The organism is Nitrososphaerota archaeon (genome assembly GCA_029785825.1).
In the GTDB taxonomy this organism is placed as follows: Archaea; Thermoproteota; Nitrososphaeria; order Nitrososphaerales; family Gagatemarchaeaceae; genus UBA183.
On the sequence record JAFLYY010000002.1, the window covers coordinates 80908 to 105087 of the forward strand.

General features: G+C 50.3%; 39 protein-coding genes. All 39 read left to right on the forward strand.

Annotated features, from left to right (window positions below; translation table 11 throughout):
* Positions 1–7: 7 nt before the first annotated feature.
* Entirely contained in the window at positions 8–691 is a 684-nt protein-coding gene (locus JRN21_09625; GenBank protein MDG6989558.1) for a hypothetical protein, read from the forward strand.
* Position 692: 1 nt separating this feature from the next.
* Positions 693–1250 carry an HAD family hydrolase gene (locus JRN21_09630; GenBank protein MDG6989559.1) on the forward strand — a complete coding sequence of 186 codons (558 nt, stop codon included), beginning with the start codon at positions 693–695 and terminating at the stop codon, positions 1248–1250.
* A 14-nt stretch (positions 1251–1264) separates the two neighbouring features.
* Positions 1265–1633: a hypothetical protein gene (locus JRN21_09635; GenBank protein MDG6989560.1), complete on the forward strand. Its 369-nt coding sequence runs from the start codon at positions 1265–1267 to the stop codon at positions 1631–1633.
* A gap of 280 nt (positions 1634–1913) precedes the next feature.
* Positions 1914–2438 (forward strand): hypothetical protein, encoded by a 525-nt coding sequence (locus tag JRN21_09640; protein MDG6989561.1) that lies wholly within the window; start codon positions 1914–1916, stop codon positions 2436–2438.
* A gap of 946 nt (positions 2439–3384) precedes the next feature.
* Positions 3385–3654, forward strand: a complete 270-nt coding sequence (locus JRN21_09645; GenBank protein MDG6989562.1) for a hypothetical protein — start codon at positions 3385–3387, stop codon at positions 3652–3654.
* 3 nt (positions 3655–3657) lie between these two features.
* Positions 3658–4107, forward strand: a complete 450-nt coding sequence (locus JRN21_09650; GenBank protein ID MDG6989563.1) for a hypothetical protein — start codon at positions 3658–3660, stop codon at positions 4105–4107.
* Between the two features lie 70 nt (positions 4108–4177).
* Entirely contained in the window at positions 4178–5917 is a 1740-nt protein-coding gene (locus JRN21_09655; protein MDG6989564.1) for a type IA DNA topoisomerase, read from the forward strand.
* A 54-nt stretch (positions 5918–5971) separates the two neighbouring features.
* Complete coding sequence (locus JRN21_09660) at positions 5972–6196, forward strand: hypothetical protein (GenBank protein ID MDG6989565.1); 225 nt, start codon at positions 5972–5974, stop codon at positions 6194–6196.
* Entirely contained in the window at positions 6193–6522 is a 330-nt protein-coding gene (locus JRN21_09665; protein ID MDG6989566.1) for a hypothetical protein, read from the forward strand. Before JRN21_09660 ends, JRN21_09665 begins: the two co-directional genes overlap by 4 nt.
* A 171-nt stretch (positions 6523–6693) precedes the next feature.
* Complete coding sequence (locus JRN21_09670) at positions 6694–7314, forward strand: dual specificity protein phosphatase family protein (protein MDG6989567.1); 621 nt, start codon at positions 6694–6696, stop codon at positions 7312–7314.
* Positions 7315–7706: 392 nt separating this feature from the next.
* Entirely contained in the window at positions 7707–8330 is a 624-nt protein-coding gene (locus JRN21_09675) for a hypothetical protein (GenBank protein ID MDG6989568.1), read from the forward strand.
* Positions 8331–9398: an RNA ligase (ATP) gene (locus tag JRN21_09680; GenBank protein MDG6989569.1), complete on the forward strand. Its 1068-nt coding sequence runs from the start codon at positions 8331–8333 to the stop codon at positions 9396–9398. It abuts the gene before it with no gap.
* A 16-nt stretch (positions 9399–9414) separates the two neighbouring features.
* Positions 9415–9795, forward strand: coding sequence for a hypothetical protein (locus tag JRN21_09685; protein MDG6989570.1), 381 nt, complete (start codon positions 9415–9417; stop codon positions 9793–9795).
* Between the two features lie 15 nt (positions 9796–9810).
* A complete protein-coding gene (locus tag JRN21_09690) occupies positions 9811–10452 on the forward strand; it encodes a hypothetical protein (protein MDG6989571.1) in 642 nt (213 codons plus the stop codon).
* Between the two features lie 72 nt (positions 10453–10524).
* Entirely contained in the window at positions 10525–10968 is a 444-nt protein-coding gene (locus JRN21_09695; GenBank protein ID MDG6989572.1) for a hypothetical protein, read from the forward strand.
* A gap of 14 nt (positions 10969–10982) precedes the next feature.
* Positions 10983–11606: a hypothetical protein gene (locus JRN21_09700; GenBank protein MDG6989573.1), complete on the forward strand. Its 624-nt coding sequence runs from the start codon at positions 10983–10985 to the stop codon at positions 11604–11606.
* Positions 11607–11623: 17 nt separating this feature from the next.
* Entirely contained in the window at positions 11624–12007 is a 384-nt protein-coding gene (locus JRN21_09705; protein MDG6989574.1) for a hypothetical protein, read from the forward strand.
* A 33-nt stretch (positions 12008–12040) separates the two neighbouring features.
* A complete protein-coding gene (locus tag JRN21_09710) occupies positions 12041–12451 on the forward strand; it encodes a hypothetical protein (GenBank protein MDG6989575.1) in 411 nt (136 codons plus the stop codon).
* Positions 12452–12775: 324 nt separating this feature from the next.
* Positions 12776–13336, forward strand: a complete 561-nt coding sequence (locus JRN21_09715) for a hypothetical protein (protein ID MDG6989576.1) — start codon at positions 12776–12778, stop codon at positions 13334–13336.
* Between the two features lie 25 nt (positions 13337–13361).
* Positions 13362–13640 carry a hypothetical protein gene (locus JRN21_09720; GenBank protein ID MDG6989577.1) on the forward strand — a complete coding sequence of 93 codons (279 nt, stop codon included), beginning with the start codon at positions 13362–13364 and terminating at the stop codon, positions 13638–13640.
* Between the two features lie 287 nt (positions 13641–13927).
* Entirely contained in the window at positions 13928–14194 is a 267-nt protein-coding gene (locus JRN21_09725; protein MDG6989578.1) for a hypothetical protein, read from the forward strand.
* A gap of 535 nt (positions 14195–14729) precedes the next feature.
* A complete protein-coding gene (locus JRN21_09730) occupies positions 14730–15284 on the forward strand; it encodes a 3'-5' exoribonuclease (protein MDG6989579.1) in 555 nt (184 codons plus the stop codon).
* Entirely contained in the window at positions 15285–15491 is a 207-nt protein-coding gene (locus JRN21_09735) for a hypothetical protein (protein MDG6989580.1), read from the forward strand.
* A gap of 33 nt (positions 15492–15524) precedes the next feature.
* Entirely contained in the window at positions 15525–15734 is a 210-nt protein-coding gene (locus JRN21_09740; GenBank protein MDG6989581.1) for a hypothetical protein, read from the forward strand.
* Between the two features lie 6 nt (positions 15735–15740).
* Positions 15741–16043 carry a hypothetical protein gene (locus JRN21_09745; protein MDG6989582.1) on the forward strand — a complete coding sequence of 101 codons (303 nt, stop codon included), beginning with the start codon at positions 15741–15743 and terminating at the stop codon, positions 16041–16043.
* A gap of 142 nt (positions 16044–16185) precedes the next feature.
* A complete protein-coding gene (locus JRN21_09750) occupies positions 16186–16701 on the forward strand; it encodes a hypothetical protein (protein ID MDG6989583.1) in 516 nt (171 codons plus the stop codon).
* The gene (locus tag JRN21_09755; GenBank protein ID MDG6989584.1) at positions 16698–17618 is read left to right on the forward strand and encodes a hypothetical protein; all 921 of its coding nucleotides are present in this window, start codon (positions 16698–16700) and stop codon (positions 17616–17618) included. Before JRN21_09750 ends, JRN21_09755 begins: the two co-directional genes overlap by 4 nt.
* A 13-nt stretch (positions 17619–17631) precedes the next feature.
* Entirely contained in the window at positions 17632–17940 is a 309-nt protein-coding gene (locus tag JRN21_09760; protein ID MDG6989585.1) for a hypothetical protein, read from the forward strand.
* The gene (locus tag JRN21_09765; protein ID MDG6989586.1) at positions 17925–18422 is read left to right on the forward strand and encodes a hypothetical protein; all 498 of its coding nucleotides are present in this window, start codon (positions 17925–17927) and stop codon (positions 18420–18422) included. Before JRN21_09760 ends, JRN21_09765 begins: the two co-directional genes overlap by 16 nt.
* The gene (locus JRN21_09770) at positions 18409–18726 is read left to right on the forward strand and encodes a hypothetical protein (GenBank protein ID MDG6989587.1); all 318 of its coding nucleotides are present in this window, start codon (positions 18409–18411) and stop codon (positions 18724–18726) included. The genes JRN21_09765 and JRN21_09770 overlap by 14 nt, the downstream gene beginning before the upstream one ends.
* Before the next feature lie 224 nt (positions 18727–18950).
* A complete protein-coding gene (locus tag JRN21_09775; protein ID MDG6989588.1) occupies positions 18951–19259 on the forward strand; it encodes a hypothetical protein in 309 nt (102 codons plus the stop codon).
* A gap of 950 nt (positions 19260–20209) precedes the next feature.
* Entirely contained in the window at positions 20210–20614 is a 405-nt protein-coding gene (locus tag JRN21_09780) for a hypothetical protein (GenBank protein MDG6989589.1), read from the forward strand.
* Between the two features lie 20 nt (positions 20615–20634).
* Entirely contained in the window at positions 20635–21000 is a 366-nt protein-coding gene (locus tag JRN21_09785) for an HNH endonuclease (protein MDG6989590.1), read from the forward strand.
* 30 nt (positions 21001–21030) lie between these two features.
* Positions 21031–21573, forward strand: coding sequence for a hypothetical protein (locus JRN21_09790; GenBank protein ID MDG6989591.1), 543 nt, complete (start codon positions 21031–21033; stop codon positions 21571–21573).
* Positions 21574–21579: 6 nt separating this feature from the next.
* The gene (locus JRN21_09795; GenBank protein ID MDG6989592.1) at positions 21580–21912 is read left to right on the forward strand and encodes a hypothetical protein; all 333 of its coding nucleotides are present in this window, start codon (positions 21580–21582) and stop codon (positions 21910–21912) included.
* 2 nt (positions 21913–21914) lie between these two features.
* A complete protein-coding gene (locus tag JRN21_09800; GenBank protein ID MDG6989593.1) occupies positions 21915–22436 on the forward strand; it encodes a hypothetical protein in 522 nt (173 codons plus the stop codon).
* 69 nt (positions 22437–22505) lie between these two features.
* Positions 22506–22826 carry a hypothetical protein gene (locus JRN21_09805; GenBank protein ID MDG6989594.1) on the forward strand — a complete coding sequence of 107 codons (321 nt, stop codon included), beginning with the start codon at positions 22506–22508 and terminating at the stop codon, positions 22824–22826.
* Between the two features lie 39 nt (positions 22827–22865).
* On the forward strand, positions 22866–23366 hold the full coding sequence (locus JRN21_09810; GenBank protein MDG6989595.1) for a hypothetical protein: 501 nt from the start codon (positions 22866–22868) through the stop codon (positions 23364–23366).
* 62 nt (positions 23367–23428) lie between these two features.
* Complete coding sequence (locus tag JRN21_09815; GenBank protein ID MDG6989596.1) at positions 23429–24169, forward strand: hypothetical protein; 741 nt, start codon at positions 23429–23431, stop codon at positions 24167–24169.
* Positions 24170–24180: the final 11 nt, after the last annotated feature.

Consider the following 24180-nt stretch of genomic DNA (forward strand, 5'->3'; position numbering starts at 1 on the left):
CAGTAATATGGATACCAATCTAGGACCGCTGGAACGCGAAGTGTTGTGGTTTCTATGTGGAATGGGCGAAGCGACTTCAGACGAAATGGAGTCGCTCGTCCGTCAACATAGGCCTTACAACATACTCATGAATGATGCCGCACAAAAACGCAATGGTGTCAGATTCGACAAGGTGCTCAAGCGCCTGGAACAGAGAAACCTTATCCAACGTGTCGAGCAACCCACACAAAGTGCCTGGTACTCTCCTACGTCTGTAGCAGACGCATCAGTGCACGAAGAGCCAAAAATGCCCAAGGAAGACATCGATAAAATTCTTGCAGATGCTCTGGCAGATCTCGAGAAAATCGCATCCAGTAAGATCAGTGACTCTGATAAGAAGCCAATCAATACAGCAATAACCATACTCAACAATTCTGAGAAAGGTTTGGGCGAAAAGGTTGAAAATGCAATGAGCGCCCTCCGCACGATCTACTTTGATGTGACGCTGGCAAATGTGTCACTAGACGCTGATGACCTTCTGTCTAACGTCTGGAGTGCACTAGATGAGATACGGCGTGATTGCCGTAAGACCGGCACAAAACCCGAAGAACAAAGTAAAGGACCAGTAGCAACCATCGCCGCACTCCCTTTGGAAACACCAAAGGAATCTAACACGAGCACCAAACAGGTTGTGAGCAAAGGAGGTAAATGACATGAACAAGACAAACTACACCTACCGTCTTACTCCAGGGGGGGAAAAGGCCATCTACAACGCCGCCAACAAGGCATCAACACCAAAGGCCCTGATGCTCCAGCCGAAGTTCAAACTCGTCGGATTTGACCTCGATGATACATTAATCGGCGGAAGCACCCAGCCCAACGTAGACACCAAACTGATGGCAACTGTGCTCACTGTCCTGAAGCAAAACGGGGTCAAGACGGCCGTCTTCTCGGTTAACCCAAGGAGTACAATCTATGAGAGGCTAAAGGTATATGGCCTATTACCGCTCATTGATTATCCATTTTTCGATGGCAAGGGCGGGAAGCTGCGGCACCTCATAGAAAGACTGGGGCTAGCCCAGAAAGATGTACTCTTTGTTGGGCAGGACACCTATCTCGACTACCTGTTGATGCGAGAACATCTCAAGACCCTGGAAATAATCCTTCTGAAAGACGCACTCACATCAGGAAATATCCCGCAAACGGATACACATGCGGCAGTAGTTGACAGAACCCTCGACGTGCTGCTACGACGCATGTTCGTTATGTGAGGTAGAGACACAACATGAGCGAAGTTGAATCAGAAGCGAAGATGCTGCAGAGCTCTCTTCTTGGTCTCTTCACAGATCCAGATGGCGGTGCAAGAAAAACAGTGGCAAAAGTAGTAGAGCTAGCAACCAAGGTTGACTATTTCTGCACAGATACGTTTCTGGCAACCATGGACTCTCCTGATCTACGCCAGAGCGCAGATGCCATACAGAAGGAGCTAGACGCTGAAGTAGACGCTCTTGCCCTGCACCGGCCTCCAAAAGGAGACGTCAAACAGGCTGAAGAGTACGTAGCAAAGGTAACAAGCATCTTGAATCACGGCCTTGCGAGATATGAAGGGCTTCGCGAGCAGTCACAAACTGACGCGACGGCTGTTAAAAGCTGACAAGGAGAGAATGTGAAATGCCAAATGTAGGAGACATAGGAGTATCGCCACACGGACCGGGCATCTATCACGGGCAGAAGAATGGAATGTGCCCCGTGTGCCTGAAACATGGTGTGTGCAGCTGTGGTTGGTGCCACTGCAAGGGGCTCACACGAAAGAAGGCGCCTGAGGGTAATATCACGCTCAGAGAACGTGAAAAGCTGAGGCAGTTGGAGACGCAAACCCTCCGGGATAACGCGAAGAAGCTGGAACACGAAGTAGAGCAAGAGGTGCAAGAGAATTGAATACAGAAGAACCTGAAGTAAATCAGAAGCCTGGAATGATGATGACGAAGTACCCGGTTCCCGTATGGAAGCCTAATGGTGACCTTGATCGGATTGAGTGGATCAAGGAGAGCGAGATAACCTCTTACAAGGTTGTTGCGCAACTCATCGGCTCTCTGAAGCGGGAGGCTGAAAGTCTAAAGCAGCAGAAGAAGAAGGATGGCAGCAAGCAGTCTGCAAAGGCTGAAATGCAGCTGACATCGGTATCATCTAACATCCCCTTCCAGATACTCCGCAATGAACCGAAAGGCTACAAAGTGGAGATCGCAAGCGAAGGTGAGACAGGTGGGTTCGGTGAAGAAGGGTATGTCGTTGCCGTGTTCGGCTACGGCGACACTGCCGCCTACAAGACGGCTCTCGTATCAACCCCCAATGGTGTTTGGGAGAAGAAGCTCGAGAACCTGAAGCTGATAGGCGCCCCGTTGGATGAACCGGAAGAGGAGCAAAAGGAAGAGGCATCAACGGGCGAGAGCGACAAGTAGCCTGGGCACCACAATTGCCCCCGAATACCATGTCTGGTGTGCGTCGGCTGACCAACCCGAGTTTATCTCGAGTTGGTCTAGCCAGGCGCTAGGAAGCAAAGAAGGCATTGAGGCAACTGGCTGAGAGAAACCTGAGAAAAGCTATGGGGGTATGGCCTTGACAGCAAGAAGACACAACGCAAAATGGACGTTCGTCTATAAACCAACAGGACAGACTATCGAGGTAAGCGCAGTAAACTCCAACAGAGCCAAGAAGTGGGCAATATCCGATGCCAAGGACAAACTGAAGCTGCAAAGTTATCCAGCACCTCGTCAGCTCATTCTAGTTGGACTGCCGCATGACTGGCTTGGATTCACAGAACCCGCCAATCTAAGCAGGAAAGAGCGTGAGAAGTATTGGAAGGACCATTACAGGTCTACTACCTACGACTTCGTTTGCGCTAAATGCGGGAATCCAGCGTCAAAGTACGGAAGCCCAGAACTGCGCTATCTTACATCTACGACATTCGTGTGCAACAACTGCGCTAATATGGCGCTCGATAAGGACCACGCCATGGAACGCCCTACAGTGAAGCAGTAGGCAAGCTTCCGTCTGGCAGGATAAGTTGCCAGTATGTCTGGCAGCATCGATTTCAAACGGTGAAAGTAATTGAGATATAGTGATTCTGTACTAAACGGGTATCCTGACGAGTTCTCATTCCGATACACGCCGAAAGCAATCAGAGACACAAGCACACTACAATCAAGATTCCTGAATGTGCCTGTTAGTGATAGCAGGTATTTTGGAACGTCTGCCATGGACCACATTAGGCGAGAAGAAAAGCGCCAAAAAGCTATTGACAAAGTAAGGCTCGCCTACGGGGTGTCCATCGATAGCGACTCTTGCATGAGCTGTGGAAATACACTACCGTTACCACCAGTGTGTAACACATGCCATAGGAGGCATATGACTTCTGGGTTCGAGTTCTCTCACATCAACAGTGATGGATACAGAGACACCCGCGATATGACGGGCTGGATCCTGAAGGCTACACTGGAGGAGATCCGGGAGACAGTGTCTGTATGGTGCTCCATATGCAATCGTCAGAATTGGGTAAAGGACCAGGAAAGACGTGAGCAAGCAAGATTGCAAGAGGCTTACGAAGCTCTACGGAGAGGAAGCAACAATGCTGTAGAAGAGGAGATTGACGTAGGTACTTATCTGGAAGAGGAATAGAACATGCAGAGTTCAAATGAAACGAAGATACGGTATGGGACCGTAAAGACGACGAAGGAGTCAGACTTTGACGCACCTGATTCATGGCAGGTATTTGACAAGGGTGAAGTAGTTGCAAATCTGCCAGATGGTTCGGCGGAAACACTGTTCTATGAGCGGTGGACTTCCAAGACCAAGCAAGGCTTGGCCGCTTACCGAATGATCGGGACAGGCTACCGCTGCAACCAAGGACACGTCCATCCCTTCGGTGAAGTGTACTACCTACTCAAGGAGTATACCGAGCCGGTAAATGCAGAGTGGAAGGCGAAGTCCGTGAAGCACGAGTTCGTGTCAGAAACTGACTTGAGGACTGCCATGTCTTGTGTGATGGAAGGATGGGATATGGTTCCAAAGCCCGCAAACACTGTCGAAGAGGCAGTTCCGGCTGTCTTCCAGATGGCAACAAGCGCATAGAACGGTTGTCCGTGCAAGCCTGGCGCGTTTTATCCAAGGCTTGCCATTACATATGAATGGGGAAGAAAACATGAAGCTAGTAATCGTAGAAAAAGAGAAGCTTGCCATCACGATGGCTGCGGCCCTCGGCCACTTCACTACTTCGATCGTGCGGGCGGGGAACTCATCGGTAAAGGTCTACAACGTAGACAACTACACGATTCTTTCCCTGAGCGGTCACATCACCAACTACACCACACCAGCCAGGCTTTCTAAATGGACTGATGAGAGCATAACTGACATTCTTACCGATCCCAAGGCCCTCGTCAAGGAAGTAAAGGCACCTGCCTATGTGGCGGCGATCAGGCAACTGGCTAGTGCGGCATCAGAAATCGTGATTTCGTGTGATGCGGACTCCGAAGGAGAGAACATCGGCCTCGAAGTAGTCGATATTCTCAGGGCCAACCATGTCTCGAAGCCAATCAGCCGGCTCTGGCTGACGACCACAGTACCTTCCGACATCAGAGCTGCGTTCTCAAAGCTCCGGAAGTTTGATGAGAACATGGCACTTTCGGTCGAAGCAAGACGAAAACTGGACGCCGCAACCGGCTTTGCAGGGACAAGGATTCTGACCCTCAATTACAAGTCCCTCTTCGGCGACAGTGTAATAAGCTTCGGTCGAGTCCAAACAGCAACTCTGAGGATCCTGGTAGAGCGTGAGAACGCAATAAAGGGGTTCGCCAGCAAGAAGTATTGGGCAGTAGAAGCAAAAGTCCTCAACACCATCTTCCACAGCGCCGGGAAATCGTTTGAAAACAAGGTCAAAGCCCAAACACTTTACGATTCCGTGAAAGGAGCAAAGGAGTTCACATGCAAAGGCGTTGTCTCAAAGACATCCCAGATGCTACCGCCTACTCCCATGAACACTACCGCATTATTGAAGGCCGGTTCTGGTGTCCTTCGCTATACCCCTAACGAAGTTCTCAACATTGCCGAAGCACTCTACTTGGACGCAGCCATTACGTACCCAAGAGTCGACAACCAGGCTTATTCGCCGGCTTTCGACCATACTGCCAACCTTCAGAAGCTGAAATCAAGCAACCTGAGTGCTTCGATAGATTACATTATGTCGAAGAGGACCGTTCTGGGCAAGCCCCAATTCACAAACGGGAAGGCAAACCCCGACCACGAACCGCTAACGCCGATTGCGGGGCTCACGTCCTACAAGGACGCAAGGGCAATGGCGGTATACGACTTGGTACTCAGACACTACCTTAGCATCTTCTATCCTCCAGCGAAGTTCGCTGACATAGACATCGGCGGTCAAATCTCAGGTCAGAGTTTCGAAGCAGATGGGAGACGCCTCGCAGAAAAAGGATTCTATGAGGTGTTCTACTACCAGCCGAAGCTGAGAGCCATCGACGATTTCATCCAAGGCCAGGTATATCCTGTAGAGTGGGTGAAGCTAGTTGAGAAAACCACAGATCCTCCGTCAAGGTTCACCGAAAGCTCTCTCATAGCAGAAATGGAGAGGGCGGGCATAGGAACCAAGGCCACCAGACCTAGCATCATCGAGACGATCAAGAACAGAAACTACGTTACCCGTAGCCCTGGAGGCGTCCTCACACCATCAGACAGAGGCATGAAGCTGATTGGGCTTCTCGCCAAGGCATGGCCAGAGTATACATCAACAGAGTTCACCTCACGCATAGAAAAGGAGATGGAAAAAGTTGCACAGGGACAAGCAAAATGGACAGACGTCGTCGACAAGGAACGCAACACGTTCTTGGCGGCGGTCAACACGCTAAGGAGCGGGAAATCAAACCCATGAACATTAACGGTTGTAGTCACGTAGTAGTATTCATGTGAAGGTGGCAGAGAAAAATTGGAAGATACAAGCTTTGATGACGCCGCTCTAAGAAATATGGCCGACGTGAAGTTGGGCTATAGGCTGTTAAGGAAATCCATGAAAGCAGTCAACAGCGCCAAACGCAAGAACGCCCAGCATCAACATGCGCCAGAGTCAAAACAAGCCAATGGAGGAATCGCTGAAACCATCGTCAAGGACCCAGCTTCATTCCTTGAACTCATTGGAGGGGAGGCAGAATGAGCAAGAAGCCCGCTCCAGCGCTCTCCTCCAAGCAACCAGACCAGCGAAACCTGGCATATGAAGGCAAGTATTTCATGATAGACAACAATGGCGAGTACCTCATGCTCCTGACATACGGTCCTCACCAAGTCAAACAACTCATTACCGAGTTCCAAAACATTGACGAGAAGAAGCACCTCTCTGAAGAAAAGAGAGTCCAGGCATTCATAGACCGACTCTACAGAGGTGGTTTCATTGTTGTAAACCTCTCAAAAGCCCCACTAGGAGTAATAAGTAACGCAGGCAACCATCATGACAAACAACGCAGTACAGCTGCCACAACCTGAGAACCGGGTAATCGCCTTACCACCGCCTAGGTTCAGTTGTAGTGAATGCCCATACGCAACAATGTTCGAAGGGGGCGCTACGGCTCACTCAAAAGAATCTGGGCATTTCGTCACGGAAGCGCCTTTAGCCCTTATCAAATAACCGGATGTCTCACGAAGAGAAACTAGGTGTTGAAAATGGAGACACAGATAGCTGACAACCTATACCTTGGCGACTATAACGATGCTGAGAAGTGGCTCACAAACAAACTCGGGAGGGTGATTTGTGTGATGACGCAAGAACCCACCCCGCGAGTACCAGAGCGAATATGGATACCAATAATGGACATTGACTGCGGGAGTCATGCCATCGACGACACAAAGTGCAGAGACAACACGAAGTCCCTCGAGGCAGTGTCCAACACCATCTCGATGCTACTGGCATCTGGAGAACTGGTCTTGGTGCACTGCGCATTGGGAAGGGACAGGAGCCCGCTTGCCATCGCATGGTATCTTCACAGGGAGAACAAGACATCACTCGTTGATGCGTATGCAGCAGTCAAGGCGAAGCGGCCAATCATCTGCCCGCACATGGATTGGGTCCCATCAATTGAAGTGGACGGTCGTGTGCATCTGGTAGATGACAAGAGCTGCCACGAAGGCTGGTGTGGTGGAGCGTACAACTATCCCAAATCGTGCGGCCGCCAGGGATGTGACGGACTAGTCCACGCAGAGTTTGGTGACGAAGACTCTGACTGCAACTACTGGCTCTACACGAAGTGCGACAAGTGCGGAGAACCTGAGGCGAAGTAACAGTGCCATGGGACCCTTCGACCGAGCCAACTGAACACTTCCAGGATGTCGGTATGCGTTGTTGGTGCAGCCGAAAGCTACTAGCCGGCAACACGAGATACGCCTGTGAAGGATGCGGCAAGAGTGATGCCGAGAACACTGGAGCCGATGAGTGCGTCTGCGACGAATTGATTTGAAGGAAGATGACAAGAAATGGAAGATTGGAAAGAAGCGCTAGTAAGAGACGAAATCAAGTGTGCGGCAAAGATGGATAAGCAGATCAGAAATGATGCGCTCGACAACTTCCCTCGTCTCTTGCCTGGGCACCCACGATCAGCATAGGCAAAGAAAGGTTTCTGGGTCGGTATCCGACTGTTAAATCGAAGTCGGCATTCTAGGTCAGGGATCTTAACATGGGTCAATTGAAAGTGGGCATCGTAGGCCCCGAAGAGTGGAAGCTGGGGGGCAAAGCAGTCCAGGCCTACAGTACTTGCGGCGCCATACTCTCCAACGCCAAGTCAGGGATCCTCGTAAAATCGATGGGCAATGATGGGCTGTTCGCTGCCGATTTCGAACATATCCCGACTCCAGAAGGGGTGACCCTCGTGTCAGGGCGCTGCCCCGTCTCCGTGTGCGACGCTTGCGGTAGACGGTCATTCCTGCCCAGCGACTTCCCGGTAGAGGGGACCGCCTACACAGAGTGTGAGTTCTGTGGCAAGAGGACGAAGAGGCGAGCTGGAGGGATTGACATCTACGCTGAGCAGAACGCCCTAACATACCCCCACTCCTACGCCACCGAGATCTTCCCACCAGAGATCAACGAATGGGCTAACAGCCACGGAAAAATCGGATTCAAGGCCAGGAATATCAAGATAGCCAAAGCTGCAGACATCATGTTCGTCGTGGCTATCAAAGCGAGTACTTCATGCAAACACTGTGGAGAAAAGAGACCACCGCATCTGAGCAGCGGAGGTTGTTGGACCGGGGTCTACGCCAAAGAAGTGCTCAACAAACGAGTAGTCTGGGTGATCTTGTAGATGCAGAGTATAGAAGGAAAACAAGAAGAGCGGTCAAGAAAACTGGTTACTGTTCAGACTGTAAACGACATCAAACCAATCGCGGGAGCAGATAGGGTCGAAGTCGCTACGGTCCTTGGGTGGCACGTTGTCGTTGGGAAGGGGGAATTCCAGACCGGGTCTAAATGCGCGTATTTCGAAGTAGATTCATTTCTGCCGACGACCCCAGAATTCGAGTTCCTCGCAAAGCACGGCACGAAGAAGATGATTCATGACCACAAAGAGATCGTCGGATACAGGCTCAGAACTGTGAGGCTTCGAGGGCAGATATCACAAGGGCTCGCACTGCCATTGAGCAAGCTAGGCTTACATGACAATACCGAAGTCGGCTCGGACATTACCTCTGTGTTGGGTGTAGTTAAGTACGAAGCGCCAATTCCAGCTTCGCTGGAGGGTGATGTAAAGGGAGAGTTCCCCTCGTTCATACCGAAATCAGACGAGCCTAGAATCCAGTCGCACCCAGACAAATTGAAGGAATACGCAGAAACCCGCTTCTACGTTACAGAAAAAGTCGACGGAAGTTCGGTCACGGTGTTCTTGCAAGATGGCGAGCTGAACGTCTGCTCGAGGAACTGGAACCTTCAGGAGGGCAAACTCAACACCTATTGGCAAGCAGCAAATGCGCTAGACATGAAAGCGAAGCTGCAAGCCTTGGGCGGCACCATATCACTGCAGGGAGAACTTGCGGGAGAAGGAATAAGTGGCAATAAGCTCAAGATCAAGGGGCACAAAATTCTCTTCTACACCGCCTATGATACAGCAAGAAGCGAATACCTCTCATGCAGTGATTTTGTTTCTGCTTGCAAGAAGATCGGCGTCGAGACAGTACCAATCATCAGTACGAACTTCGCGTTGCCGCAAACAGTAGATGAGCTGGTAGCGTTCGCTACGCGGAAGTCAGTAATAGCACCCGATGTTATGGCAGAAGGTGTCGTTGTCAGGTCATTGGAAGAAACCCGCGATCCTGACATTGGCCGCCTGAGCTTCAAGGTCCTAAACCCCGAATATCTCCTGAAGTACGAAGAATAACACGTGGTAGTAGCCCATGAGAGCGTATATTCTCCAAGAAGTGGAAATGGGAAGTTACGAGCCAACTGGTAACGTCTGGCTCATGTCAGAGAAAGCCAAGAAATCGCTAGCTAACCTATCGTATGAAAGCTGGCGCTGGTTCGAGACCAAGATAAGTCCCGCATTAATGGCAGAGACTAACAAGCGAAATAGTTATGGTAATTCGGGAACAACTTACATGGTGCTATCGAAGGGTGTCATGGATGTCGAAGTCCGTGAGGTCGTCAAGCCCAACTTCAGGAAGGAGGTCGGCACAATCTTGACAAGATTGAAGATCGACCATGTGGGATACGACACTACTACCGGAGCCACATCACTACGCGATGTTAATCCTACTACGTTCTTGGTGCTCCTCTAAGGAGATAATGTAACAATGCCAATGCAAGGAATTATGTTCAGGCCAAAGTACAAACGAGGCGCCAGGTATGCCAGACTCCACAAATGTGTGGGGTGCAACAAATGGCTGTACGAGATTTCCGAGAAGGACCGGTACATCTTTGTCTTTGACGAAGGCTCCGTAAAGGGTGCCATAACATTCTGGCGCTGCAGCTGTGGGACGACCAACTGGACACACCGGCTGATTGAAACTGCTGGTGATTGGGAGCAGATCGAAAGAGAAATAGAAGTTGGCGCCCACAAGATTGACACAATCCCCGAATGGACTGAGGGCGACCCCTCGAAGGGAGAGATGGACTGGACACGCAAAGGTGTGGATTCCAGAACTATGCTCCCCTATGGCTTTGCCGAAGATGACATGGGCATCATACGTGATGGTCTCCAGGCACTTTGGAACAACACCCATACTCGAGAGCTTGTCGAACAACAACTGATCTTTACACTTAACACCGCTTCATTGGCAGACCTTATGCAAGGGAATTCCGCAATTAGCGACCTCGTATTCCTTCTGAATGCTAGGGGAGAATCGCTTTCACGCCTTGACTATCTGTTGAAGGAACGGTGGTTCTTCAACGCAAACGGGGAGATCAAGATCTTTGATAGCAATGACAACTACTAGGCAGAGGCTTGTTACCATGAAAAACTTTCCAACGGAAACACAGAACGCGAAGTACACGACGGAGGCATGAAGTTGACTCCAACTGTCACAATCAGTGGAAATCTAAGCGAGTGCGGTTTGTTCAAAGAGGACATACCAACTGACAAGGGTTCAATCGGCACTGTCAGTATGAAGGTGGTGTCGATAACTCCAAAGGGGCGTCTCTTCCATCAACTGAAAAAGCTGAGCTCGTGTGGGCGGTTCTCTGTTATCAATGCCTATTACCAGAATACAAATGGTAAAGAAGTGTTTGCAGGAGAACTCATAGACACCAAACTTGATGTGTATTTCGGAATCAGCGCCACGAATACGCAGATAATACTATCACCAAGGCTTGTCTATGACCAGCGCTCCGCCGAAGATTTTGCAAAACTCGTAGCCAAGCTCTTCTGCGTTAGTGTTGTCATATCTCCAGGGAGCAGTTACCAGAACGTTGTGAACCTAGTAAAGCACCCAGAACTACTCCTGAGCCTGTAACTACGGTGAGAGTATTGAAACATTTCATAGTATCCAACTTCAGGGAGGGGCATAGAGTTGGAAAAACCGCCTCTTATTGGATCGATATCCGGAAAGAGTCGTACGGCAATCTAACAACATTCCAAGTGTTCAAAAACGACAAGAACCGAACGTACTTGGACGATTTATCCCGCATAACGCTCACAGACGCAGGGTACACAAACACCGAAGTCAAATCCATAGAAGGAGAGATAACAGGGCTCGTGGCGCGGTACGAAACCGATCGCCCGCGGGTCATGGACCCAGAGGTATTACTAGGCTTGATGAAGGGCTACAAGCGAGTCATAAGTAACAAAAATACGGTGGGTACATTTGTTGTCCTCGACCACAACGTGTGGTGCATAGACACAAAGAACAGACTTGTAGAATACCGTGGCGTAGATGAAATTGACCTTAGCATACCGGTTGTAGCCCCGTTTATCAAACTGGGCTCCGCAAAGCGGTACAGCACAAGTCTCGAAGTAGCTCTTAACGACCTAGGTCTGAAGAAAAGGAATAGAACACCTCTCACAGGGCCGCATGGCAAACTCGCGTTCGAGATAGTACCAACCATTAGCGAAGCTAATGTTGATCCTTCAGTACTGCTCAATCTGTTGTGAAAGACGAGTGAAACATCATGTATGAAGTAGAAGAAATGGACGTATTCAGGGAACTGGAAGAACTGAAGCATAGTGATACTCCTGCTGAACACCGGCAATTCATGGAAAGGGTTGTAAACGGCGAAGACATTCAGTGCACCAACTGTAATGAATGGTTCAATGAGAAGGTGCGCCACAGGTGCAACCCAAGACTCACCGTTGAGCAAGGCAGTAGAACTCAAACATTTGACCAGGACGAAGAGGCAATAGCCGAACAGGTATCATGCCAGGTGGACATATTCGTCAACGGCATGCATGCAGCAACTGTCGCCAAGTCAGAGGCGAGCGCGTGGGAACAGTCCTACAAGAAGGCCGTGCCCAAAGCGAAAATAACCATCAAACCAGTTGCCTCACTGGCATAACCACTGGCAGAAAAGTGTAACGAGGGCTTTGACATGAAGCATACCAAAACGCGAATGACGGTCGAAACCGCAATTCACAACGTCGTAACGTCCAACGAGTCGTTCAAGGTCCTCCCTAGAGGTACTTGGACGGCCGGTGGATGCGGCATACTGGCTGACGCGATCCTCAAGATATGGTCCTATGCTGGCGCTGGGTTGTACACAGTGACTGACATGAAGACTGGTGTCGCACACCACATTCTTGTACACATGGGTAGATACTATTATGATGGAAACGGCAAGTCGACGAGAGCGCAACTCCTCAAGTATTGGAAGTACAAGGAAGGGCTAGCAAGACCGGCATTGGTGCCCCTGCAAGAGTGGCCAGAAGACATAGACCGCAACACCAAAGCTTCCATGTTCATAGCCCAGATGTTGCTGAAGCAGTTCGAACGTCTGCAGTAGGTCGAGACAATATGGTAAAAGTCAGCCAAATAAATGATCTCGCGTCTCTTGTCAACCGTAAAGTGAGAGTGACAAAAACATACTCTACGAACTGCTATGCCGGTGCAACAGGGACGATAACTGGGGCAGAGATGGATGGAGAACGGGCAACCGTAACCACTGTGATTGACAACAGAAACGGGCGTACAGCTAGGGTCAATTGGTTACGACGCCCCCCACTCGACGAGCTAGAGAATCTCGAGCTCATAGACGAGCCCTTCACGCATGTATGCGCTGAAACTAGCCACTTGATCGATGCAACCGTTCTGCTTACACTCCTATGAGATGGTTCTGGTGAAGAAAATAACCCATAAGAATGAAATGCCAGATACACTGGCAGCAACAGGATATGCTAAAAAATTCCTGTCTAACAGGGTGATTGCAGTTAGATTCGCATCATCGTGCGCGCACGACATTCTTGACCGATATGAGAGAGTAGTGCACGACACCACCCCTCGGTCGATACTTCGCGTTGTAGAAGAATGGGCGGCAAACCCCACGGCCAGGAATGCCAGGGCGGTCACAGAAGCAGTTCATGATAACAATTTCATGTCCTGCATAATCTCTCTTTCAGGGCAGATCGCCAATGATGAAAATACCAACAAAGCGAATCATGTCCGCGCAATGATTGCTTTGATGACTGTAGCGCTGGCTGCAGAAGCTGTATATGACAAGAACTACAGAATGACGGCGCTCAAAGCGGCGTCGGCCGTCAGAAAAATGGTGACCGAGGAAACGGCAGACCATCAGCTGGCTGTATTAGAACGACTTTCGAGAACCAATCCTGGGGCAAAGCCCACTCGGGTAGTCGGTGATCCGGCTATACTCACCAGTCTGCTGCAGTGACACATGTATGAGGAGACCAACAAACATGGTTAACATGGGAAAGAGCCCAAGCGTCAAGGTCCGCCTTATTTCAGAGGACGAAGTGAGGTTGGAAGGGCCAAACATAGGTGTGTTCTTCGAGTTCAACTTCAACAACAGCCACGAAACACCCGCCAAGATAAGGTACCGAAACGGTGGCATACTGATAGAGATGCCAAGAAAGGTCAAAGGAAAGACCACACCAAAAACAGTCAAACAGCAGTCTATTGACTCAACGATCTTTCTATCATTGATCGGGCACGTAAAGGAACCGGGAAAACCATGAAGACATCAATAGATGGCAGACTGGAACCATATCGGAAGCTTATGGAAAGCGCGTGGGAGTTGCAAGACACCAAAGGTAATATTGGCTTCACAGAACCAATCCTGGACCACGCGACAAGTGCCCTCAACCAATTCGAGGACTGGATTGTCTCCACGGCCCCAGAGCCAGGAAAGGTACGGTCTCACACAGGAGTGGCCGACCCCGAAGTACTCGCACGTCTCCTAGAGTGAAGGAACGTGTACGAAGCATTAGAGTTTGTTTGTGCCTCCGGTGACGACACAGTCACATTGGCACAGCACAAGAAGCTAGAAGAAGTTCTGAAAAGTGTTGACAACGTTATCGTCTACCGGTGGAAGACACGCAACGTTCCCTGGCTGGACAACACCACAATAGACGTGTTGTCTATCAGAGCAGTTTTGTTAGACCCCAAGAAAGACGAAGCCGTGCTCGAAGCCGCCTCTAAGCTGGGATTAGCATTTGACGAGTCAGAGTGGATCGATGACGTTGAACTTGCCAGAATCAGGAACCATGCGCTTCCCGGGCAGATTGGATAAGTGTGTTACACAATGCCAGAAGACAAATCAGTACTAATCGGAACTCTGCAAGACCTCTGCATTGATATCATATACGAGCGCGGTGGCCCAGTAGACGTAACCTTCATTCAGAATTCACTAAATAAGCTTCTCCCAATGCGGAGCTCCAGCTGGTTGAACGGCTGGCCTTGTCTTACAGATTATCATGATGCATTAGCAGAACTTCAGGCACGTGGGTTGACCGCCTACTCCCAAGGGAATCATTACCTCGCGTGGGCTGGAAGGAACTACGCAAAGAAGAATAGGAACAAGATAGACAGGTTGATGGAAGGACGCAAAACCGGCGTATTCAAAGCAAAAATCCGATCGACTAAACAAACGGTCCTGGTTCGAGACTTTGGGTGCCTCTTCAGCCCACGTTGGTGGTCATCGACTGAAGGGTATTATCATACAGAGCTAGACTTCACAACGCTGTCGCCTGTATCAATCAACGACCCAAACACACTACTTGGTCTGATTTAATCTCCGTTTTAAGTAACAATACTGGTGAAATGGAATGCAAAACGATGAACGCAAACTGTACGTGAGTATCGACGCCGAGTACACGGGACCGATTCCACCGAAATACTCGCTGCTGAGTATAGGAGCGTGCTTGGTCGACAGGCCCGAAGTCAAGTTCTATGTAGAGATCAAACCACTAGAAGACTCTGCAACCACTGATTCTGCGAGGCAAGTGCTTGGGGACCAGTTTCTCGGCAAATGCAATGCATCCGGATCGTCACCAGAGGTTGCAATGAGAGAGTTCGCGGCATGGCTTGAGAATCATGTAACAGGAAAGCCCATTGGTGTATTCTTCAACGCACCAAGTGACTTCCTGTTCATCTCTTGGTATTTCCACACATACATTGGCTACAACCCGCTTGGCATCAACGCCATCGATATGAAGGGGGTTTACATGGGCAAATTCGGAAAACCCTGGCGGCAGACCAACAAAAGGGCTATCCACGATTCCGGGTTTGTTACTACTTCAAAACACACCCACAACGCCCTCGACGACGCGATCGAGCAAGCAGAGCTGTTCCGTATGATACTAGACGTCAAGAAGGCTTAGGTGAAGTACATGTGTGATAGATTGATCGAGAAGCCTGACACGAAATGCCCTAACGACCCCGAGTTCAAGTTAAAGATTGGGGACCTATTAGGGCACTACTGCGGCGAGCACACTCTAGAGTTCATGCGGTCAAGCAATTACGCCCCCGGGGATGACGTGATCTACCCTGAAGACTATGAATTGGGCGAAGAGGACGAAGAGCAATAACCACCGTTAAGAATGTCTTGAGAGATGATAGAAATGAGAGTAAGTGAAGTGATTGAGGATGTTCCCGTGACTACTGATGAGGCAATGAGCGCTATCAACGCCGTACTGGCATGGTCACGGTACCCTATAGTGGGGGAGTCGTATTACGCGTCGGGGCGTGAAGTAGTGGTCTGGAACCTTAACAACGACACCATCGCGTTCTCCATCAACGGCAGAAGGTTCACCGGCAAGCTTCAGAGATGACCTGAATTGGCGGCAAAAGACTCAGAGTTCGTGTCGAGACCAAAGTTCGATGATCCACAGCTAGAGAAGCGGTACAAAAGGCTTGAAAATATCGCTATCGTAGGAGTGCTGGTCTTCTTCATAGGAGTGGCAGCGTCTCTATCCCTGTTCTTCATCATGGACCTCCGCTGGTATTCCGTAGGAGTCATCATTGGCACTTCTGTCATCAGCGAGATCCTCCTGCGGCAGGGAACAAAGGCAGACACTCTTGCACGAGCATACGGCAAGTCCGAGCCCAATAACGCCAAAGGAACCAAATCGGAAGCGTGAGATAATGGCTAGATATTTGATAGAGCTGGAGAGGGTAAATGAGACCTACGACGAGGTCTGCGCAGCGGCCAAGAAGATGCTCAAGGACCTGAAGAAGAGCCCCAACGCCAATGACGCCGTAAGCGAGATATAGGGTGAAACCATGGAAGAGATCATGATCTCAGCAACACTCAATGTGGGGAAGAGCGAAATGCCAGATAGCCGGTGGCATATCAGCCCCGGGCTAAACGGCCTGTGTGGCGAGTCATTCGGCGATATCTGGGACTGCGGTGTAATGGGCGAGGAGGTCCATGTCCCCGTGGTAAGGATAGGCGCCGACACGCTCCTCAACAACAGGCTCATACTGCCCGACTACATCTACAAGGGCCTCTGTATCGAGTGCCTCAGGGTGTTGAGCGACAGAATATTCTACGACAAACAGTCCCCGTTGGTCTGCCATGAACATGGCGGCCAGCTTCGAACACGCGCCCTTGACGAAACCACAGGCTACAGGATGTTCTGCCCAATCGGTGGACATATCGTGGAACCGGTGTACGGCGATCTCACAGACGAGCACCGCGCACTGAGAGCAGCCGGGTTCAGGCCTGACACCATCGACGGCTATTATCTGGCATTCACGAAGGATGGACGCCGCAGAAAGGAGGAGGAACAGAATTGACAGACTCGACAGAAACCCTTACTATGACTATGTCGGGGGCAGACCGACGTATTCTGGACGAAGCAGCCAAACTGTTCAATCAGCTTGGAAACGTCGACTGTAGCATAGAGGCGTATTCGGAAAACGGAGCGCTCACCGTGGAGATGTCATATCACCACGGAGAATACGACGACTACATCGCAAGAGGTGGAAAGTTCGCCGTCTTCCCTCTCGCCGACCAGTTCAGAGCGCTATTCGGAAACAGGTTCGTGAAGATCGGCAAGGTCTACCAGCCGCTCGAACCGCTCCATCAGACCATAGACGCTATCATCGTCGGACCCCAGAAGTGCATAACGTATGATATGGACCCTAGCGACAAGCACGACGTCGAGATAATCCGCGCTGGTTGCAAGCGGAAGCAGGGCAGATGGGGGGAGACGACATACAAGTATGAAGGCTCCTACCTGTTCTTCTACAACGAGAAATTCGAAGACGCCCGCGCTTCAGTCATACAGGGTAACAAGAGCATAGCAACCTACTTCAGAGGGACGGCCTGCCCCCAGGGAGAGCTAGCGAGCACTTTCTGGAAGCACCCTGTGCCGCGTGACACTTGGTGGCTCCAGTTCATGGACTCCAAGACCAGGCTGATGCTCAAGAAGTTCCAGTTCTGCTCTGAGCGGACATTCAGTTCCATGCGGCCAATTGTGCCTGGGAATGCGGTCATCAAGTCCATCATGCCAAGAGGCGTAAACGTTACTGATCCAACCTGCAAGAGCGGCACCTTCGATATCTTCAAGTTCGCTCTGGCAAACCCAAAGACGCGCCTTGACTACGACTGGAAAAACTCTGGAGCGTACGATGACCTCTGTGACGACTCACATGTCATAATATCCAAGGGTAAAGCGTCAGAATACCGCAAGGTACTCGTCAGAATCTAGAGGAAGAAACTATATGTCAGACAATACATCGTTTCTGGAAGCTGTTGACGACCCGGAAGTTGCCAAGAAGTACCTAACATACGCGCTACGGCATATCACGCTCGCTGCGGCGGAGCTCGATTCAGTCGAGGCATTTCTCGAGGCATTACGTGGGTTTCCGGGGATTGTAGACATCATTGACACAAATGACAACCTACAGAGCGGCGCAGCAGCCGTTCTGTTCCGCATCAACCAGAAGATCTCAGACCCCGGCAAGTCCATCCTCTCCAAGACGCAGATCGAAGAGTTACGGAAGGTGATCTCACGATGGAGAAGGAGATAGTAAAACCAACGGATATCAGAGAAGTGGGAATGGGGCACATCGGCGGCAAGCTCCTGCCCTTCATCAAAGTAGACCAGGGGGACTACGGTCCCCAGGTCTGGATGTACCTCTCCGAAGATCTCTATGAGCAGCTCAGATCCGAGATGAAGAGCCTCGACAGGCTGAAGGCGGAATACGCCAGCCTCTTCCCCCACGAGTTCGGGCTCCCCGGTGAGTTCAAACGAGGAGACCTACTCGAAGTCGTAAAGATGGCACCGACATACAAACAGGGCGCTCGTGAAGACCGGGTAGAGCCGGGCGACAGAGCGGCGTTCATAGAATATGTCGGGGTAGTGCCAGAGGGCAAGTCGACACCAGCCATCAGAATCAGAGTAGACTTCGACTACGACAAGCCTGATCTCGAAGAGGACTATCACCGAACGTTTGTGATGAGACCTGATGAAGGCGACGAACTACGATTAGTGAAGAGTGAGAAGGAGTGAAGAGAAGATGATAATCAGAGCAGATCCAATGACAAAAACCGGTCTCTTCATGGTAGGCCGGACAACACCAGACGGACAGACGATTAAGCTGAGGATTGAAGTCGAGTTCGAGTCTCCAGACGAAGCTAAAGAGTTTGTCAAGACGATGTATGCCAACCATAACGACCCACTACTAACATGCAGGCTAATCTTATTGCAAGCAGACGAACGTGCCGTCCACAACCAGCAAAATGTCGTCAGAGACCGTATTGCCAGAGAGGGCCAGGATATCGTGACTCGGTCCATGAGCGAAAGAGGGTGGTAGAGGAATGGCAACCGAATCATCATTTGCAGGAAAGGCCTGGGACCTCTATGGCAATGAAATCCCAATGGCGGCCTGCCCAAAGTGTAACACGATTTCCCAAACATATCTCACCGGATGCAACCCCACACCAAAGGAGCAATGGAAGTGCAACAACACAGAATGCCCTGTTGGCAACTTCGACGCTTCCGGGAGAATGTTGTTCAGAAAGAGGCGGCAATAGACACTTGAGAAGTACAGGACTATCAATAGAAGATGCCGCAGCAGCAGTTCTGGTACCTGGGAAGGAGATATACTTCGGTCTCACCTTCTCCAATCCAGGGGGCTGGGCAGCGGCTGGACGTAAATGCAAGAACTGCGGCAAGCCTCTCACAGGACCATTCAGAATGCTGTGGGCTCGAGTTCCGGGAACAAAATGGACCGGCAGAGAAGTGTTTGACGTCTGTGCCCCGGAATACGAACAGCTGACCGGGTTCAGAATCGAGCAAAAACGCCCAACGCAGATAGAACAGAACTTCATGCGTACGGGATTCTGAATCACTGCTGCGTGTAAATGCCATGGCCAACGATGCCCAAGCGGGCAACAGCTGAGGCCAAGTATGACAAAGGGCATGAAATCATGAACAAATCATGTTACCACTCTTGGAACGTCAGCATGCCAGCTCTTGCAACGTCTGTCTGTCCTTACTACGGGCTGAAACACAGATGCAACCTCGACGAAGGGCACACAGGCAATCACCGATGCAAATGCCGAAAAGAAGACTGAAATCCTAGCCAGCTATTATTTTCAAATGCTGGAGGGTGCATGCGGGCAAATCTATCTAGCTAAATTGCCCGCATGATTTTTCCGGTACCTCCCTCTGGGACGGCACCGATGCTTGTCCGTGGGCTTACTGGTCCCGGAATGTGCTAGCAGTTACTCCTGATGACTCCGACCCAACACGGTGCAAACCGCGACCTGGGCAACGGGGGCTTCTGGCGTCAAGCCAGAGAGTGACCAGCTGCTAGGCACTTAGCCTGCACTCATATGCTGTAGAGCAGCTCTACAGCAAGTGCAGGACACGATGGTCGAAATCATGGACTGAACAGGCGGGCAACAAGCCCACCAATTCGGTCCGCAGCCGCTGTTCTCAGGACAGCGGATGTCCCTTTGAAGCTGCGTAGCTAACCTCCTATTGGAGGGTGTTACGCAGTGGAGGGGTGATAGAGAAATGTACAGCGCACCAATCCAACCCAACCAAAAACGCTGTTCATTATCCATTGGCGCCTCGTCGCCAATGATCTGTGAAGTACATCTATACCAGGTTGATGTGCCCGCTTAAAAGGCGGTGATAGCTCATTCACAGTGATCTCCAACAAGAATTGCCGCAACTGCGGCAAGTATACACCACATCGTACACTCTACGTACGGTCCCGTGTAGGCAAATCCCGCACTTGGCGGGAAGTGTTGACCATGTGCATGAATTGCCGCACGCCCTACCATATCATGCGGAGTGTCTACAAGGCGGCGAAGTATACCAACGACGAGAAGTTTGATGCGGTACTCCGCGAAGCGGCGAGCGGGTTAGACTTCGAGACTCTTCACAGGCGTCTCACAGAGACGGGAAAGGAGTACACCGACAACGGCCTCACGGACGTCCTGAACTACCTGATGCAACACGGATTCATGAGTGAAGAAACGAAGGATTACACAACCGAGATCATTACCGGAATATCGGGTCGAAGCGAGCTAAAGAACCTCGCATCATGTAGCGCATGCGGCAAGGCAAATTCTGTCATCAGCTTGTATTCATCATACCATCACAAACTTTTGGCAGTTGGCTCGCTGTGTATCAGTTGTGGTGACATAGACCAAAGCAGCATGCATGACGAGGAATCACAACATCCATGACCTCGAAAAGTTACAGGCGCTTGAAACGGAAGTCGCCTGAACTCTGGAAGGCGAGGATCCTCAAGGCGTCTCTTCACCGGTTCGGTATTGAGATGGCAGTAGAACAGATCCTGGATTGGATGGCAAAGACCCCTACGTGTACATACTGCGGTGAGAAGATCCCTGTAAGGAAGTATTCTGTAGACCACATAGTTCCTAGAAGTAGAGGAGGCTTGCCTGACGACCCATCAAATGTTCAATTGGTCGATTTAGGGTGCAACCTGATGAAAGGTAACATGACGGACAGCGAATTCAGAGATCTGCTGGCATATCTGAGCGATAAACCAATCGTAGGGAAAATGATGCGGCAGAGACTGAAAGCCTCGGGCTACCTGTTCAATCGCTAGTCAAAGAAGGGTTCAGCAGAAAGTGCGGAGATGTTTGAAATGATACCAGACAACAAGCAAAGGCACCATGTACCGAAGTCACGAATACTGCAAGACATACGCATAAAAAGTGTCAGCGAAGTCGCGTTACAGGATCACAGGAAGCTCGGAATATCCTGGGAAGAAGCGTGGTCTGCAGCAAACTCGACACTGTCCTATATCGAACCTGACAAAGGTGCGGATACGTTCTACATAGTCGCATCTGAAGCTACAAGTCTGAGTATTAACGACACCATTGACGCAGCACTCAATCTGGAGCATGAAAGCGAACATGCAGGACTGAACGCAATCGGAGAGTATGAAGCAAGTGACAGAATGGACGAATTCTTGGACCGTGATGAGTTAGAGAGTTTCGCCGGTATGAGCCGCATGGAACGGGCGCGGTTTAGAATGGATCCAACTTACCTCGCATCAACACGAGCGCCGCCAGCATTCGCAAGCAGGGCCGATATTACAGCTGATAATGACGTTATTTGTTCCTGCCCCGTGAGCAGGGACAAGCGAACGAAGTATTCACGGAATAAGAGAGAGTAGAAAGATATGAACGCAATAACAAAGAGGCACAGAGAAGAAGTTTACGAAAGGTTCGTAGAAGACCTGAAGTCACAAGACCAACGGGTACGAATGGCAGCTCTGGCAATACAGGCAAGAGTGCAGAAGGTCTCTTTTGACGCCGAAGTGCTGAAGAACACAGTAGCCGCGTTGGCCATGCTTGACGAAAACGGACCTCTCAGAAGTCTTGACCAGGTGGAAAAAGCCTTCGAATACTGGGACGTATCAACCATGTACACGACATTCGCCCCAGACTTTGCCAACTATCTGATGAGCCAGATGGTCAAAGTCGCGACTCCACTCAATAAATACGGCAACTGACGATGAAACAGCACCAGCCTCACTACAAGTGTTCGGCAAGAGACGATGATTACCGCAGTAGAACTGATTGTACAACAACGAGAGAAATGAGAAACATGGCGAGAGAAGACATAGAACGGCTGAAGGGACATTTGCTGAAGATTGGCGGAGGCGGACCCAACAACAATGGGTTCGCCTACAAGGGATATGAGGAACAAATGGACAAGTTCCTCGAGAAAGAATTCAGACCGGGAGATGTTGATAAACTAATCACCAATGGTAAGTTGTTCACGCCAAAGAGCACGACATTGAGAAAGGGAAGGCCCAACGGTTGCCACGGCAATGTGGCTAGGCTTGTGTCACGTTACCCTCAGAAGTACACAGCCTGGACCGGCATGTCCCTGGGTCCTGACCCGATATGGCGCTCCCACTCGTGGGCTATCAATAAGAATGGTGATGTGATAGAGACCACTGTACCACGAACTGCATACTACGGGTACCAGATGGACGAAGCTATGGTAGGACTTCTGTCAAAAGGATGGTAAACAATGCCGCCAACAACGGACGAACCTGAAAGAACCGCAACTATGCCTGATAGCACGAAGTGATATGAAATGAATGAACAACCCGAGACATTCTGGGTGATAGGCGAGTTGTCGGCACGTTCGAACCGCCCCAATCTGATGAAGATAGTGGCCGTAGCGAACTCCAAGAAACTCGCCGAGAAGAAGCGTGACCAAACATTCTCCGGCAAGCTGGTCGCGAAACTATTGCCGAGCGAAGCCGACAGGATACTGAGCGAGAATGACCGGTGCTTCATGTACACGGAATTTCCTACTCCGATCATGGGCGCCGTCGATTTGTGTAGGTCAGCAGCAACTATGCAGAGTGGAAAATGCGTCAGCGATACCTCTGTCCTGTTAGACCTGATCTAAGATGGCGGTCAAAAGATGACATCTCATTTTGACAACCTGATGAGCCTATGGAGGGTCGCTAGTAAATACGAACCAGCCATTCCACTAGTCACATGGCTCGTAGACAGGTGCATAGAACAAGCAGATGCCAAAGAGTCAAAAACATGGACATACACAAAGTTCGTTGAGCGTGAAAACGCCAACAGAAGGCAAATCAACGAGACGGTTGAAACCAGGAGGAACGACCCACTACCAATGCGAGACTCACACGACCTCAACATGAAATTCGAATACCTCAATGCCTGCCACACGGTGCTTGACCATAGGAACTGGCATCTGAAGGTGTTCAACGAACCCCTGGCAATGACTATTGAATGCCTTGCAGAGAGCTTGGGTGATGGGCATATAATATCAGGACGGCGAGTACGGGACTACAAGATCGATACAGCCTTTCCCGAGTTCGAGCAACTTGTTCTCCAGGCGGGTTTCACAAAAGACGCCCACGGAAGAGGCAAGTATAATTTCACCTACGAACCACCGGCATATACCAAGCATGACTAGAGCAGGCGGATTGAAGGGCACGACAAAGACGCTGTTTTAACAGCAAAGAGAGTGTAAAGACAATGGGTTGGAATTACAAGTACATACTGATGCCCAGCAACTTCGATGTAGAGAAGTTCAGCAAGGCAGCATTGGATGCCGGGTACGAAGACATGACTAATCAGGCAGTAGCGAGCGCCAAATGGGAAGAAGACAGAATCAACTTCATGATCACCGCCGAAGAGGACCGAAGAACACATGCCTATACCAAAGCCGAACTGAAATCGAAGTCGGATGTATTTTGGGCATTCATGAACAAGGAGCCTGACGACCCCCTTCTCAAGCGTTACAGGAAAGCAGAAAAAGACCAAAGCCTAGCCCTGTACCAGATCTGGTTCAACAAAATAGCCGGTAGGTACATCATGTTCTACACGTCATTCGGGCATGATACCAATAACGACTTTCTCACAGCAGCCATATCACAATTATATGCCTTGGGGGTCGTCGGTACCATATGGGTGATCGACGGGAACAGCATATCTGATGAGATTATGTGCGCAGAATACGAGCTCAGTGGTAACAGCGTGCCTGAGATAACACCATTGGGAAGTGTCGAATCGGGAATAGGCAACTATCAAGAGTTCCTGAAGAGCTACAAAGACACTGGCGCCGACCTCGAAGCCATCCATGCGGCGCTCCTAGACATATCTCCTGGCAACAGGCCTCCGGTAACAATGTTCGGAAAATATCTCACAGGAACTGATGACATCGACAGGTTCAGGCAACTCATAACCGTAGAAAAGCCTGAGGATGACAGCAACTAAAGGGGTTAGAC

Excerpts from the sequence above, each read along its gene's own strand:
- JRN21_09625 (MDG6989558.1), top strand. The coding sequence starts at position 8 with ATGGATACCAATCTAGGACCGCTGGAACGCGAAGTGTTGTGGTTTCTA.
- JRN21_09630 (MDG6989559.1), top strand. The coding sequence starts at position 693 with ATGAACAAGACAAACTACACCTACCGTCTTACTCCAGGGGGGGAAAAG.
- JRN21_09635 (MDG6989560.1), top strand. The coding sequence starts at position 1,265 with ATGAGCGAAGTTGAATCAGAAGCGAAGATGCTGCAGAGCTCTCTTCTT.
- JRN21_09645 (MDG6989562.1), top strand. The coding sequence starts at position 3,385 with ATGACTTCTGGGTTCGAGTTCTCTCACATCAACAGTGATGGATACAGA.
- JRN21_09650 (MDG6989563.1), top strand. The coding sequence starts at position 3,658 with ATGCAGAGTTCAAATGAAACGAAGATACGGTATGGGACCGTAAAGACG.
- JRN21_09655 (MDG6989564.1), top strand. The coding sequence starts at position 4,178 with ATGAAGCTAGTAATCGTAGAAAAAGAGAAGCTTGCCATCACGATGGCT.
- JRN21_09665 (MDG6989566.1), top strand. The coding sequence starts at position 6,193 with ATGAGCAAGAAGCCCGCTCCAGCGCTCTCCTCCAAGCAACCAGACCAG.
- JRN21_09675 (MDG6989568.1), top strand. The coding sequence starts at position 7,707 with ATGGGTCAATTGAAAGTGGGCATCGTAGGCCCCGAAGAGTGGAAGCTG.
- JRN21_09680 (MDG6989569.1), top strand. The coding sequence starts at position 8,331 with ATGCAGAGTATAGAAGGAAAACAAGAAGAGCGGTCAAGAAAACTGGTT.
- JRN21_09685 (MDG6989570.1), top strand. The coding sequence starts at position 9,415 with ATGAGAGCGTATATTCTCCAAGAAGTGGAAATGGGAAGTTACGAGCCA.
- JRN21_09690 (MDG6989571.1), top strand. The coding sequence starts at position 9,811 with ATGCCAATGCAAGGAATTATGTTCAGGCCAAAGTACAAACGAGGCGCC.
- JRN21_09705 (MDG6989574.1), top strand. The coding sequence starts at position 11,624 with ATGTATGAAGTAGAAGAAATGGACGTATTCAGGGAACTGGAAGAACTG.
- JRN21_09710 (MDG6989575.1), top strand. The coding sequence starts at position 12,041 with ATGAAGCATACCAAAACGCGAATGACGGTCGAAACCGCAATTCACAAC.
- JRN21_09715 (MDG6989576.1), top strand. The coding sequence starts at position 12,776 with ATGGTTCTGGTGAAGAAAATAACCCATAAGAATGAAATGCCAGATACA.
- JRN21_09720 (MDG6989577.1), top strand. The coding sequence starts at position 13,362 with ATGGTTAACATGGGAAAGAGCCCAAGCGTCAAGGTCCGCCTTATTTCA.
- JRN21_09730 (MDG6989579.1), top strand. The coding sequence starts at position 14,730 with ATGCAAAACGATGAACGCAAACTGTACGTGAGTATCGACGCCGAGTAC.
- JRN21_09740 (MDG6989581.1), top strand. The coding sequence starts at position 15,525 with ATGAGAGTAAGTGAAGTGATTGAGGATGTTCCCGTGACTACTGATGAG.
- JRN21_09750 (MDG6989583.1), top strand. The coding sequence starts at position 16,186 with ATGGAAGAGATCATGATCTCAGCAACACTCAATGTGGGGAAGAGCGAA.
- JRN21_09760 (MDG6989585.1), top strand. The coding sequence starts at position 17,632 with ATGTCAGACAATACATCGTTTCTGGAAGCTGTTGACGACCCGGAAGTT.
- JRN21_09765 (MDG6989586.1), top strand. The coding sequence starts at position 17,925 with ATGGAGAAGGAGATAGTAAAACCAACGGATATCAGAGAAGTGGGAATG.
- JRN21_09780 (MDG6989589.1), top strand. The coding sequence starts at position 20,210 with ATGCGGAGTGTCTACAAGGCGGCGAAGTATACCAACGACGAGAAGTTT.
- JRN21_09790 (MDG6989591.1), top strand. The coding sequence starts at position 21,031 with ATGTTTGAAATGATACCAGACAACAAGCAAAGGCACCATGTACCGAAG.
- JRN21_09795 (MDG6989592.1), top strand. The coding sequence starts at position 21,580 with ATGAACGCAATAACAAAGAGGCACAGAGAAGAAGTTTACGAAAGGTTC.
- JRN21_09800 (MDG6989593.1), top strand. The coding sequence starts at position 21,915 with ATGAAACAGCACCAGCCTCACTACAAGTGTTCGGCAAGAGACGATGAT.
- JRN21_09805 (MDG6989594.1), top strand. The coding sequence starts at position 22,506 with ATGAATGAACAACCCGAGACATTCTGGGTGATAGGCGAGTTGTCGGCA.
- JRN21_09810 (MDG6989595.1), top strand. The coding sequence starts at position 22,866 with ATGAGCCTATGGAGGGTCGCTAGTAAATACGAACCAGCCATTCCACTA.
- JRN21_09815 (MDG6989596.1), top strand. The coding sequence starts at position 23,429 with ATGGGTTGGAATTACAAGTACATACTGATGCCCAGCAACTTCGATGTA.